General features: G+C 46.8%; 12 protein-coding genes. 10 read left to right on the plus strand and 2 right to left on the minus strand.

Annotated features, from left to right (window positions below; translation table 11 throughout):
- Window positions 1-29: 29 nt before the first annotated feature.
- Window positions 30-2204, minus strand: coding sequence for a glycoside hydrolase domain-containing protein (locus JNUCC21_RS01295; RefSeq protein ID WP_369878502.1), 2175 nt, complete (start codon window positions 2202-2204; stop codon window positions 30-32).
- A gap of 373 nt (window positions 2205-2577) precedes the next feature.
- Here JNUCC21_RS01295 and JNUCC21_RS01300 point away from each other — a divergent pair, with 373 nt between their 5' ends.
- The 9 genes from JNUCC21_RS01300 (at window position 2578) to JNUCC21_RS01340 (ending at window position 9822) form a co-directional block, all read left to right on the plus strand.
- Window positions 2578-3021: a Ser-Thr-rich GPI-anchored membrane family protein gene (locus tag JNUCC21_RS01300; protein ID WP_007408999.1), complete on the plus strand. Its 444-nt coding sequence runs from the start codon at window positions 2578-2580 to the stop codon at window positions 3019-3021.
- 262 nt (window positions 3022-3283) lie between these two features.
- On the plus strand, window positions 3284-3754 hold the full coding sequence (locus JNUCC21_RS01305; RefSeq protein ID WP_003156718.1) for a helix-turn-helix transcriptional regulator: 471 nt from the start codon (window positions 3284-3286) through the stop codon (window positions 3752-3754).
- Between the two features lie 72 nt (window positions 3755-3826).
- A complete protein-coding gene (locus tag JNUCC21_RS01310) occupies window positions 3827-4897 on the plus strand; it encodes an iron-containing alcohol dehydrogenase family protein (RefSeq protein WP_031378714.1) in 1071 nt (356 codons plus the stop codon).
- 81 nt (window positions 4898-4978) lie between these two features.
- Window positions 4979-6133 (plus strand): phosphoribosylglycinamide formyltransferase 2, encoded by a 1155-nt coding sequence (gene purT, locus JNUCC21_RS01315; RefSeq protein ID WP_032870218.1) that lies wholly within the window; start codon window positions 4979-4981, stop codon window positions 6131-6133.
- Window positions 6134-6610: 477 nt separating this feature from the next.
- Window positions 6611-7144 carry a CDP-diacylglycerol--serine O-phosphatidyltransferase gene (gene pssA, locus JNUCC21_RS01320; protein ID WP_007409002.1) on the plus strand — a complete coding sequence of 178 codons (534 nt, stop codon included), beginning with the start codon at window positions 6611-6613 and terminating at the stop codon, window positions 7142-7144.
- Entirely contained in the window at window positions 7135-7623 is a 489-nt protein-coding gene (locus JNUCC21_RS01325; protein ID WP_003156711.1) for a DedA family protein, read from the plus strand. The genes pssA and JNUCC21_RS01325 overlap by 10 nt, the downstream gene beginning before the upstream one ends.
- Window positions 7616-8431 (plus strand): phosphatidylserine decarboxylase, encoded by an 816-nt coding sequence (locus JNUCC21_RS01330; protein ID WP_015239079.1) that lies wholly within the window; start codon window positions 7616-7618, stop codon window positions 8429-8431. The genes JNUCC21_RS01325 and JNUCC21_RS01330 overlap by 8 nt, the downstream gene beginning before the upstream one ends.
- Window positions 8432-8473: 42 nt before the next feature.
- Window positions 8474-8749, plus strand: coding sequence for a hypothetical protein (locus tag JNUCC21_RS01335; protein ID WP_023356685.1), 276 nt, complete (start codon window positions 8474-8476; stop codon window positions 8747-8749).
- Between the two features lie 104 nt (window positions 8750-8853).
- Window positions 8854-9822 carry a rhodanese-related sulfurtransferase gene (locus tag JNUCC21_RS01340; protein ID WP_052827005.1) on the plus strand — a complete coding sequence of 323 codons (969 nt, stop codon included), beginning with the start codon at window positions 8854-8856 and terminating at the stop codon, window positions 9820-9822.
- A gap of 36 nt (window positions 9823-9858) precedes the next feature.
- Here JNUCC21_RS01340 and gltP read toward each other — a convergent pair whose 3' ends face one another.
- Window positions 9859-11109 carry a glutamate-aspartate/proton symporter GltP gene (gltP, locus tag JNUCC21_RS01345; protein ID WP_007409006.1) on the minus strand — a complete coding sequence of 417 codons (1251 nt, stop codon included), beginning with the start codon at window positions 11107-11109 and terminating at the stop codon, window positions 9859-9861.
- Window positions 11110-11478: 369 nt separating this feature from the next.
- Here gltP and JNUCC21_RS01350 point away from each other — a divergent pair, with 369 nt between their 5' ends.
- Complete coding sequence (locus JNUCC21_RS01350) at window positions 11479-12546, plus strand: branched-chain amino acid aminotransferase (RefSeq protein ID WP_369878503.1); 1068 nt, start codon at window positions 11479-11481, stop codon at window positions 12544-12546.
- Window positions 12547-12550 lie beyond the last annotated feature (4 nt).

Consider the following 12550-nt stretch of genomic DNA (forward strand, 5'->3'; position numbering starts at 1 on the left):
ATTCCTGGAGCAAGGAGCTGCCTGTTCAATTATAGAAATAGTGATAAAACCGTGCTGAACAAGGCTGCAGCTCCTCCTAATTCAGGTGCTAAAACGACTAAAGCACCGATCCCTACAATAACAATAATTCCTGCGCCTGCAATAGCCATGGTATTCACGACAGAATCCCAATCCGGAGAGTACACTTCTTCGGAATCCGGCAACCTGAAGCTCTTTTGTTTTATTTTAAATGTAATGGTAGTTGTTAGTCCAGTTGTAGCACTGTCACCGACCGGAATATCAGGTGTATAAATTTTAAATTGAATATTCAGCGATCCCGCAGCCGGATTGACATACACTTCTAAATAACCGTTGCGGACTGACAAGCTCAGACTGTTAAGCAGGTTTTGATAGGAATCAATTTGTGATGCTGTAAAAGAGACTTGTGAATCCCCCATCAGACCGGTAATATAAGCTCCCGGTTTGCCATTTGTAATGGTAACTGTGTTGGGAGAACCTTCGCTTGGCACTGTTGCCAAAAGTGAAGTAGATAAAAGAATATCCATTTCAGGTGATGCATAAATGGTTTCTGTCTTGTCGAATTCAAACATGGCATTCGCAAGATTCGATATATTTTCTAAAGCAGGAATGGTTGTTAAAATATCCGTCAGTGTGCGCAGTCTTGCATCATACACAGGATCAGAAGGCGGATGGACGCTGCTTACACCCGAGTCTTTTCCGGAGTATCCGTCTTTGTCAATGGCGACTTTTCCCGCTCCGCTTCCGATTGATCCTTCATAAAATTGATCAAAAGCCCAGTTTTTCGGCATCGGGTATCCGAGGTTGCCGCTGAATCCGGTCGACATGTTAGCCGTAAAGCTATATTTGGTCAGACCTGCTTCTGACGTCCGGATACAAATGTTTCTCGGTCCGTATACCCCGATTTCATATTTCGGCGCAGTTGAGAACGCCTGCATTTTCATAAAAGCTGACTTGATTTCTTGAAAGTAAGGGATGATTTTATCTGTGACTTCATAATCATACGCATCGAAATCGACCGCAAAGTAAATGGTCGTTCCTGACGGAAAACCTAATCTTCGGGCGGCTGATGCAGCGCTGTACGCATCTCTCGTTCCTTGGTCTTTTACAAAATAAGAAGATTCATAGCCGCCGTCCTGATAAATCGGAAACACGCTTAAGCCGGCATTGAAAATCGTGGAAAGTTCTTTTGACGTTAACGCTTTCGATGTCAGTCCGCTGCTTGTCCGCACATTCCCGGTCAGATATCTTCCCACGATCTTATAGCCATTCTCACGCAAAGTTTTAGCCGTATCTGCCGTCAAAATGGCAGCGGTGTCACAAGCTGAAGCAGCCCGCGTTGTGTCGCCTGAGCTTGATAATAAAGCTTTAATCGTCGGCATGTCCGCATAACCGGTCTGCGGCAGGCACATAAACTTTTGGAAAGCTTTCACTGCCGATACAACTCCGACGCCGTATTTTCCGTCGAATTCACCGGGATCAAACGCTTCCCCATTACAGTAAAGCGCGTATTGGACAATCAAGACAAAGCCTGTCCGTGAATCGCCGGGAGTCAAGGTAGGGCATAAGTCGGTCGTGCCGTTTCCGAAAAATCCATTGGCGACGCTTGTGCTCATGCCTTCTTCTTTTTGCAGAGCATAAATGAGAGCCTTGTTTGTATCGCGGGCATATAAGCCGTCACAAGGCATCAAGCCGATGTAGTCATTGTAATCCCGGTTCAGGTTCTGCTGGATTTGGCGGATTCTTTTGTCGCCTCCCGCTACTAATCGAAAAGCGCTCATATCCAGCAAGGCTTTCATAATGAGTGCCGTGACGATGCCGTCTTGCTTAGTGAGCCCGGCCGCTTTTTGAAACTCTTTTACAGCCCTTTCGGTATTTTCATAGAAAACGCCTGAAAATCCGCCGGGGTTAAAACCTTTACACCACAGCGCCCCCTGCAGAATGTAATTCATGTTTGTCGGCTTAGAATCGGGAGCCTGCTTTTTCAACGGCTTAAACAATCTTTGTGTCGTCGGTCCGAAGTTATCGGCAGGTTCTGAAATACCAAGCTCAATTTGAAGCGCCCGTGTCAGACCGTAAATGGTATCCCAGCCCGTTTTTCCGTTTTCCGGCACTTTGTTGTACCCGTGTCTGCCTTTGTACGTCTCATTCAGCCATTGTTGTGTTTCCAGGACCATTTCGTCCATTGCAATCCCTCCATTATGTGTATTGTGCGTTCATTCATAGGTGGCAAACGTATGACAGTTTGTCATGGGTGCAGGGGTTTATCCAAGGAGAGCCCCATCACAGCAGCAGAACAAACGCCGAAAGAGAGGCATTGATAGGAAAAGACCTCGCTGTGACAATTGATACAAAAACAACAAAATGAATAGCGGTTTAAAGTAACTTTATCACTTAATCAAAAATGACAAGAATCATAAGTAGTAGTCGTATAGTCATTTTAAGGGCTGTTCACATCTCCTCCTGCGGTCAAAATGGTTAGTTGGACGGATTTATGATTGGCTATATTGTCATTAACATAAATAGGGTAAATAGTTACAGGAAGGAAGGATTTTCTCGATGAAAAGCAAAAAGATTTTTAAGTCGCTCATCATTATTTTTACTCTTTTAATCAGCGGAATTGGTTTTATGGGTTTTTCTTCTCCGCAAAAAGCAGAGGCAAAAGACTGGCTTCATACTTATAAAAGCGGGTATTTCACTAACTATGTGATCAATACATATCACCCTAAATTCACTAAAACGACAAAAAAGTACACCTTGAGAGCCGTGACTTTTAAATCCAACAGTAAAGGGAAGGGCACGTATAAAATATACGTCCAAAAGCAAGTCAACGGCAAAGGTGCCTGGAAAACAATCAAAACCGCCAATGCAAAGAAAAATGGAACGACTTATTTTGAAACACCTTCGTTAAAAAAAGGAGATTCATACAGATTTAAAATGGTCAATCAGGGTTCGAAAAAACGTGTCAATTATAGTGCAAGATGGATTGTGTTCGCTTCATAATGCTGATTTTCCGATCTATAAAGTTTTAGCTGCTGCAACTGCGGCAGCTTTTTATTTTGTCCGAGCTCAACCGCCAGGGAGCCTGCACCTGTCTATTCGGGCGTACGTTTGTATTCACCGCATCATTCAGGATTATGCGGAAAGGTACATCGCTTCAATGATAAGCCAATTCCGGGTTCTATTGATTCGTTTGAAAATGTTCTGATATAAAAAAGGCGTGCCGCGGTGTAAAATGGCTATATTGATAAATATGGAGGTTGAGATGGATCAAGATTATATGACTGAGCTTGTCTCAGTCCAGCTGAAGAAAATCCGGTCGGAGAGAGGCTACACACAGGAGAAAATGGCGGATGTAATCGGCCTTTCTAAAAAGTCGCTGGTGCAGATTGAGAAAGGGCGGGCGCTTGCGGAATGGCCGCACGTTGTGGCGGTTTGCGCGCTTTTCAGGTCAAGTGAAACACTGCAATCCGTATTAGGAGATGATCCGCTGGAAGTCATTGAAACGGTTGCTCACCGCACAATTGACAGGCCGAAGGGGAAGACGATGGGCGGCAAGGTGTGGTGGAAAGCCATCGAGAAAAAAGGCGAGTTCCGCTTGCAGCAGCATTTGATTTCCCACCATTACCGCATCCTTGATTCCTATGATGATCTGTGGTTCAGCAGTTTTGAAAAGGCAGAGGCTTTGGAGCGGCTTGATGAGCTGTTTTTGGAGGCGGAAGAAGCGAAGCGCTGACGCACCTTCGGTTGATGTATTTTCTGATAAGTGGGAAAATATATATAAATTCCAGCCAAAGGAGAGATTCGAATGAAGCCTGAAGATATCGTCCGAAGCGGCCCAAATCAGTACATATGCAAGGAAGGAATCGCAAAAGAACTTCCGGGGCTGCTGGAGACATTCAGAAAACCCGTTATTGTGACCGGAATCAAATCCTATCAGGCGTTCTCCGATTACAGCGGCGGTTCTTCCTGGGATGTGATTCAGCATAAAGGATACTGTTCACCTGAGGCGGTGCGTAAGGTCTGTGAGCAGGCGGAAGACGCGGATGTGATCATCGGTATCGGAGGCGGCACGATTTTGGATTTGGCAAAAGCGGCGGCAGACCGGCTTGATATTGAAGCTGTGATGGTTCCTTCCATTGCGGGGACGTGTGCGGCAAGTACGCCGTTGAGTGTCATATATGATGAGAGCGGCAATTTTATCAGAGTTGATTATCATAAGCGTTCAAGCTATTTGACGCTTGTTGATCCGCTGTTTTTGCTTTCCTCTCCCATTGAATATATGAAAAGCGGGATCGGTGATACGCTGGCGAAATGGTATGAGGCTGAGGCGGTCATCAGAAATACGGAGGAGGCGGCGCCGCTGATGGCGCAGGCGGGGCTGAGACAGGCGGAATATATCCGTAATCTGTTATTGCGTTACAGTGAAGCGGCCGTCGGAAGCATGGAGAAAGGCGAGCTGTCCGTGCCGTTCATCCATACGGCGGAAACGATCATTATGCTTGCGGGAACGGTCGGCGGGTATGGCGGCCGTTTGTGCAGGATGGCAGGGGCGCATGCGGTCCACAACGGACTCAGTTTTCTTCAGGAGACACATCAGGTGCTGCATGGCCAGAAGGTTGCTTACGGCATATTGGTGCAGCTCGCGCTTGAGAATCGGAGACCTGAGATTGAAGAGCTGCTTCCGTTTTACCTCCGGCTCGGTTTCCCCGTCAGCCTCTGTGATCTCGGCATCCTTGACAACCATGAGGAAGCCAAGCGCCGCATTGCTTCTCACGCCTGCCGGGCGGAAGAATCGTTATGTTTAATGGGGCAATATTGCGAGAAGGACGTGTCAGCGGCGATTGAATCGCTCGAATCAGCGCAAAAGACAGGATAGAGCTTGTCATCTATCTTGTCTTTATTTTTTGAATATTTCCGTTATAATGAGTGGGGTATAGAAAGGGAGGGGCCAAAGGACATGTATCAGGCGAAGAAGATGTTGTTATTAGGATCAGGCGAGCTGGGGAAAGAAGTCGTCATTGAAGCGCAGCGGCTCGGGGTTGTCACTGTAGCCGTTGACAGCTATGAGCATGCTCCCGCCATGCAGGCCGCACACAAAAGCTATGTGATTGATATGCTTGATAAAGCGCAGGTCAGAGAAGTCATTGAGAAAGAAAAACCGGACTTGATCGTGCCGGAAGTGGAAGCCATTGCGACGGATGAGCTGCTGAAGCTTGAGGAAGAAGGGTTTCACGTCATTCCGAATGCGCGTGCGGCAAAGCTGACGATGGACCGTGAAGGCATCAGACGGCTTGCGGCAGAGACGCTTCATCTTCCGACTGCCGGCTATGAATTCGCGAATACATATGAAGAATTTAAAGAAGCGGCGGAAACAATCGGCTTTCCGTGCGTGGTAAAACCGCTGATGAGCTCTTCCGGAAAAGGGCAAAGCGTGTGCCGCTCGGCTTCCGGGCTGAAAAGCTGCTGGGACATGGCGATGGAAGGCGGCCGGGTGAAAAACGGCCGGGTCATCGTTGAGGAATTCATTCCGTTTGAATCAGAAATCACTCTTCTGACAGTGCGCGCGGCGAACGGTACGTCCTTTTGCGCGCCGATCGGACATGAACAAAAAGACGGTGACTATATTGAATCATGGCAGCCTCATCATATGACGGAACAGCAGATCAAAGAGGCGAAACACATTGCGAAAAGCATAACGGACGAGCTCGGCGGATACGGTTTGTTCGGGGTGGAGCTTTTCCTTACTGAAGATAAAGTATATTTCAGCGAGGTGTCTCCCCGTCCGCATGATACGGGGCTCGTTACGCTTGTAACGCAAAATTTGTCAGAGTTTGCGCTGCATGTCCGCGCGGTATTGGGATTCCCGATTCCGGAAATCACTCAGCTGTCGCCGGGGGCAAGCCGTCCGCTGAAGGCGCCAAAAGAGCTTGCTGATTATGCGGTTGAAGGTTTGGAAAAGGCTTTGGGGGTAAAAAGCACTCAGGTCCGCGTATTCGGTAAACCCGTCACGAAAGTAGGACGCCGTATGGCGGTTGCGCTTTCTGCAGCTGAGACCGTTGAAGAAGCCAGAGAAAGAGCGGCCGAAGCACTCAGTCATTTATCAATTACATAAAATGATCTTAAAAGGCGTTTTTACCGTAATGGTAAGGCGCCTTTTTTGTTTGGACAGACTATATACTGGAAAACGGGGTTGTGAGATAATGTATGAGGCCGTTTTGTGCCGGCTTTTTAATTCATGAAACTTTTTATGTCCGCAATCGTTATATGTAATGTTCTCATTTCACGGAGAAGGAAATAACAATACATCATACGGCTTTTCATTCATCAAGAACGGACAATCCGGATCGCAGCATGGAATATTTAAGCAGGGTAATCCGGAATAGAGGAAACCATGATTGCTTACCTTAATATGAACGGCGAAAAAACAAAAATCACCAGATTAGATTGTTCAAATAACACCAAATGCTGTATAATAAAAGAATTTGAATGATAGCATTGAAAGAATTTCATTTTATGTTTCCGTAAAATGGAGCCTTTATGCATACGCAGTCCGATTTGATATGGTTTTAATTGGAGGTTTGTGTAAACTGTGAATTATATACCTAGTATGATTACAATTGGAAATTTTATTTGCGGGCTCTTATCGATTCATTCCCTTTTGTATCATAATATACACTCTGCGGTGATTTTTATTTTCACCGGGATGTTTCTTGATTTCTTTGATGGTTTGGCCGCCCGTAAGCTGAACGCGGTATCGGAGATGGGAAGGGAGCTTGACTCTTTTGCTGATCTCGTGACGTTCGGCGTTGCGCCGTCCATGCTCGCTTACAGTGTTTCACTATATACGATTCCGTTCATCGGAATTTTAATCGCGCTTTCCTACAGTATCTGCGGGATGATCCGTCTTTCCAGATTTAATATTGAACAAAGCAAGCTGCCGACGTTTATCGGGATGCCGATTCCGTTTGCGGGTATGTGTCTTGTCATTTTGAGCTTTATCAATAACGCTTTTCTTCTGGGGGCGGGAACGATCGCGCTCGGTTATTTAATGGTCAGCAACATTAAATTTCCGCACTTTAAAAAACAGGCGCCTGAAAACCTGGAGAGCAGAAGATGGAATTAGTTCAGCAATTAATATCCGATTACGGATATATCGCGATTTTTCTTATGCTGACACTCGGTATTATCGGATTGCCTATTCCGGATGAAGTCATGATGACGCTTGTAGGCTACTTCGCTCATTTAAACGTGCTGAATTACGGGCTCTCCATTCTGATCAGCTTTATCGGAGCGCTCCTGGGGATGATTATCAGCTACTTCATCGGCAGAAAAGCCGGCCGGCCGTTTATTAATAAGTTCGGGAAATGGGTCGGCCTGAAAGAAAAGAGGATGGAGAAAGTAGACAGGTGGATGAAGAAGTACGGGCCGTACACCATTATTTTAGGTTATTTCATCCCCGGCATCAGACACGTGACCTGCTACTTTTCCGGAATCGGCAGAATGGAATTCAAAACCTACTTATGCTTCGCCGCCATCGGAGCGTTTTTATGGTGTTTTATTTTTATTACTATAGGAAAATTCATAGGAGTAATCAATGTTTAATACTGCCGCTAAAGTTCTCTACCGTTCATTGATTGAACTGACTAATAATCGATTGACGTCTTATCTCATTAAAAACTTCTGTGAATCGAAACTGAGCAAGCCGATGATTCCGCTGTTTTCCAAACACTATCGCATCAACTGGAATGAAACGGAACGTACGGCTTCTGACTTTGATTCACTGGCGTCATTTTTCATTCGTGATATTAATTTGAATCTCCGCCCCGTGGCAAAAGAGAAGAACGCCATCGTCAGCCCGGTGGACGGCGTCGTTCAGACGGTGGGCATGATTAATCCTAATCAAACTTTCATGGTAAAAGGGAAGGATTATTCGTTCGCCGAACTGACGGGGTTTAAAAGCGCCGATCACAAGTATAACGGCGGGTGTTTTGCCGTGCTTTATCTGAGCCCGAGACATTACCACCGCTTCCATTCTCCCGTCAGCTGCACGTATCAGAAGCTGGCCGAGCTGGGGAAACGCTCCTATCCCGTTAATACGATGGGGTTAAAGTACGGGAAAGATGTGCTCTCAAAAAATTACCGTTATGTGTACGAGCTGACCCGTGCTGACCAGCAGATGCTCATGATTCCGGTAGGTGCGATGAATATTAACTCGATCGTTCAGACAAACACCGGAAACAGGCTTGAGACGGGAGAAGAGCTGGGCTATTTTTCATTTGGATCGACCGTTATTTTAGTATTCGAGAAAGATATGTTTACCCCTTCGGATAACCTGACTGAAGGCCGTGAATTACAGGTCGGCCAGATCATCGGTTATGCGGAGTCACAGGAGGAGGCGTCCGCTTTATAAAAGCTGCTCCTCTTTTTTATATGGTGTAAGGAAGTGAATATTATGGAAGAAAAGGATTTGGCAAAGCTGATAGAGCAGTACCAGCATACAGGGGATCAGCAAATTCTTGAAGCCGTGCGGGACGCATGCCGGCCTGTCGTTGAGGCGCTCATCTCAGAACTGGCTGAAGACAGCGCCTATCTTTTGCGGGCAAAAGGCCGTGACCGTTTTCCGTTTATTATCGGCAAGTATCAGACCGCGGCCGGCCTTTCGCTTGAGACCTTTTTGCGCAACACGTATCGGTTTTATTTTCAGCAGGTTTTAAAAGGCGAAGCGTGACTGGAAGAAAGAGTACGGACGGAAATGTTCATCTTTCGCCCGTTTTCCTGTATGATATAGTAGAGTGTGCAATCATTAATATAATTGAACAGGGTGTATAAATCATGGAAAAACAATATAGAGTTTTACTTTATTATAAATATGTAAAGATTGATGAGCCTGAGGAGTTCACGGCTGAGCATTTGAAGTTTTGTAAGGAGCTCGGTCTGTTAGGCCGTATTTTGATTTCTGAGGAAGGCATTAACGGTACGGTGTCCGGAACGGTTGAACAGACGGAACAATACATGAATGCGCTGAAAGCTGATCCGCGCTTTGCCGACATGCCGATCAAAATTGACGAGGCTGACGGACATGCATTCCGCAAAATGTTTGTGCGCCATAAAAAAGAATTGGTGACGCTTCGTCTCGAAGATGATGTTGATCCGAATGTCACGACGGGCAAGCATTTGAAACCGAAAGATTTTTATGAGCAAATGCAGGATCCTGACACGATCGTGATCGACGCCAGAAACGACTATGAGTATGACCTCGGTCATTTCCGCGGAGCGGTCAGACCTGATATTGAGGCGTTCCGTGAGCTGCCGGACTGGATTGAAGAGCACAAAGACATGCTTGAAGGCAAAAAAATCCTCACGTACTGCACAGGCGGCGTACGCTGTGAAAAATTTTCCGGCTGGCTGCTGAAGAAGGGCTTTGAAGACGTGTCCCAGCTTGACGGCGGTATTGTCACTTACGGTAAAGATCCTGAAGTGAAAGGGCAGCTGTGGGACGGACAGTGCTACGTGTTTGACGAAAGAATCAGCGTACCGGTCAACCGTGTAGAGCACGTTATCATCGGAAAAGACTATTTCACGGGCGAGCCGTGCGAGCGTTATGTGAACTGCGCAAATCCGGCATGTAATAAAAAAATGATCTGCACACCTGAGAATGAATACAAATACATGCGCAGCTGCAGTCACGAATGCCGTACGAACGAACGCAACATGTATGTGAAAGAGCACGAAATGACTCAGGAAGAAATCAATGAACGCCTTGCTTTGATTGAAAAAGAGGATCATGCGGCGATTGATTAATAGAAAAGACCACCAATAAGGTGGTCTTTTTTGTGTTTACATACTTTCTGTCCGGGCGGTCTGGTCTGCCGTGACGGGTCCTTTATATTTGAATGCTTTTTCCCACTTGGACACGACGATGCAGGCGACCGCATGGCCGGGCACGTTGACGCCAGTTCTCGCCATGTCCATGACGCGGTCGACACCGGCAATGATGGCGACGCCTTCCGCGGGGAGACCGACGGCATTCGCTGTCGCCAGAAGCACGACGAGTGAGCCTGACGGGACGGCGGCAATGCCTTTGCTTGTCATGACGAGCACAAGCATCATCAGAAGCTGCTGAGAAAGCGGCATCTCCACATGAAACGCCTGCGCCAGAAAAATACAGGACACCGATAAATAGAGGCTTGAGCCGTCACAGTTCAGCGATAAACCTGACGGAACCACAAAGGAGACGACCCGCTTCGGACAGCCGTATTTCTCCATCCGATCCATCAGCTGAGGCAGAATGGTTTCTGTGCTTGTCGTGGAGAAAGCGATCAAAAACAGATCCCAAATCATTTTCAGCACTTCAAAGTATTTGATTTTAAAGATAAGCCCCACGATCGGAAACAGAACGAAGAGTATCAGGAACAGCCCGAGGAACACAGTGCCGATCAGCTTCAGCATCGGAAGCAAAAGCGCGATTCCGAATTGCCCGACAGAGGCGGCCATCAGGGCGAGAACGCCGATCGGAGCGGTGACCATTACCATTTGCGTCAGCTTGAACATAATATTTGCCGTGGATTCGAAGAAACTCATGACAGGTGCGGAGGCTTTGCCGATGCCGGCTGCGGCAACACCGAATAAAATCGCGAAAAAAATGACGGCGAGAAGATCGTTTTTCGCCATGACGTCAATGATGTTAACGGGGATAATATCAAGAAGCATTTGTTTCAGGTCGACTACTTTTTCCGTATAACCGGAAAGCTCGTGAATATCTTTTTTAGCAAGATGAGAGAGGTTAAGGCCGACTCCCGGCTTCAGCACGTTCGCCAATAACAGACCGAGCGCCAGAACAAGCGTCGTAATCACTTCGAACCAAATAATCGTTTTGATGCCGAGACTGCCCATCTTTTTCATACTGCCGCTGCCGGCGGCTCCGATAACAATGGTCGAAAACACGATCGGCACGACAATCATTTTAATCAGGCGGATAAATCCGTCCCCGACGGGCCGCAGCGCCATCCCGAAATCCGGGAAGAAGTGGCCGATCAATGCTCCGATGGCTAAAGCGATCAAAATCTGGAATGCGATAAATTTTTTCAAGCGAATCCCCCTTTTACTTGCGCATTTCATACGTAATTCGTGAAGCAGGCGGCAACCACCTTCCTATTCGCCATAAATTTGTCACATGATTGACTGTGCGAAAGAAAGGATTGCTTTACATTATGTAAGCGCAATCATTTAATATGACAGAAAGTCCTCATTGAAAAAAATCAAGCAGAATAAAATAAAGTTAGATTTTCGCTTGAAAATATCAAAAATTTTGATAATTATCCTCTTATAAGTGGTATATTTGATATGATACGGTCAACTGCATCCTCATATATCTGTGCATACACGATTCAGGCAGAGAAAACAGGCAGCTTACAAAAGACTGAAAATTTGAACAATTACAAGAAAGGTGTGCTTTTGTTGAATCAACTGATTGAAAGACGTAAGGTCACAGCAAGAAAAGAAAAACCGGACTCCGCTTCATTGGGGTTTGGCAAGTACTTCACAGATTACATGTTTGTCATGGATTACGAAGAGGAGAGAGGGTGGCATGATCCGAGAATCACCCCTTATGAACCGGTCCATCTGGATCCTTCCGCATCGGTTTTCCATTACGGGCAGGCCGTATTTGAAGGGCTGAAGGCTTACAGGTCAGAAGACGGCCGGGTATTGATGTTCCGTCCTGACCAAAATATAAAACGGCTGAATAAATCGTTACGGCGGATGAGCATGCCGCCTCTTGACGAGAAGCTGGCGCTGGAGGCATTGATACAATTGGTGGAGCTGGAGCAGGAATGGATACCGATAGAAAAAGGAACCTCTTTATATATCCGTCCGTTTGTAATTGCGACTGAGCCTTCTTTAGGCGTCCGGCCGTCAAAGCGTTACAAGTTCATGGTAGTTCTGACGCCTGTCGGTTCGTACTACGGCGATCAGCTGAAACCGATCCGTATTTATGTGGAGGATGAGTATGTGCGTGCCGTCACCGGCGGAGTGGGCGACGTCAAAACGTCCGGAAATTATGCGGCCAGCTTACAGGCTCAGCGGAAAGCCGAAGAACTGGGGTATGATCAGGTGCTTTGGCTCGATGGGGTGGAAAAGAAATATGCCGAAGAGGTAGGGAGTATGAATATCTTTTTCATTATAAACGGAGAGGCCGTAACGCCGGCGTTAAACGGAAGCATTCTCGGGGGCATCACACGCGCATCTGTGATAGAGCTGTTAAAAAGCTGGGGCATCCGCGTCAGGGAAGAACAGGTCGCCATTGATGACATCTATGAGGCTGCGATGAGAGGCAAGGTGTCAGAGGTATTCGGTACGGGAACCGCGGCCGTCATCTCGCCGGTCGGCGCGCTGCACATTCATGGAGAAACGATTGAACTGAATAACGGTTTGATCGGTGAAGTGTCAGAAAGGCTCTATGAAACGATTGCCGGCATCCAAGTCGGGAAGGTGCGGGATTCGTTCAGATGGGTGGTTGAAGTATAAATGA

The organism is Bacillus sp. JNUCC-21, assembly GCF_041222765.1.
Taxonomy (GTDB): domain Bacteria; phylum Bacillota; class Bacilli; order Bacillales; family Bacillaceae; genus Bacillus; species Bacillus velezensis.

Coding starts and splice junctions, on each gene's coding strand:
- JNUCC21_RS01295 (WP_369878502.1), bottom strand. CDS start 2,204: ATGGACGAAATGGTCCTGGAAACACAACAATGGCTGAATGAGACGTAC.
- JNUCC21_RS01300 (WP_007408999.1), top strand. CDS start 2,578: ATGAAAAGCAAAAAGATTTTTAAGTCGCTCATCATTATTTTTACTCTT.
- JNUCC21_RS01305 (WP_003156718.1), top strand. CDS start 3,284: ATGGATCAAGATTATATGACTGAGCTTGTCTCAGTCCAGCTGAAGAAA.
- JNUCC21_RS01310 (WP_031378714.1), top strand. CDS start 3,827: ATGAAGCCTGAAGATATCGTCCGAAGCGGCCCAAATCAGTACATATGC.
- purT (WP_032870218.1), top strand. CDS start 4,979: ATGTATCAGGCGAAGAAGATGTTGTTATTAGGATCAGGCGAGCTGGGG.
- JNUCC21_RS01325 (WP_003156711.1), top strand. CDS start 7,135: ATGGAATTAGTTCAGCAATTAATATCCGATTACGGATATATCGCGATT.
- JNUCC21_RS01330 (WP_015239079.1), top strand. CDS start 7,616: ATGTTTAATACTGCCGCTAAAGTTCTCTACCGTTCATTGATTGAACTG.
- JNUCC21_RS01335 (WP_023356685.1), top strand. CDS start 8,474: ATGGAAGAAAAGGATTTGGCAAAGCTGATAGAGCAGTACCAGCATACA.
- JNUCC21_RS01340 (WP_052827005.1), top strand. CDS start 8,854: ATGGAAAAACAATATAGAGTTTTACTTTATTATAAATATGTAAAGATT.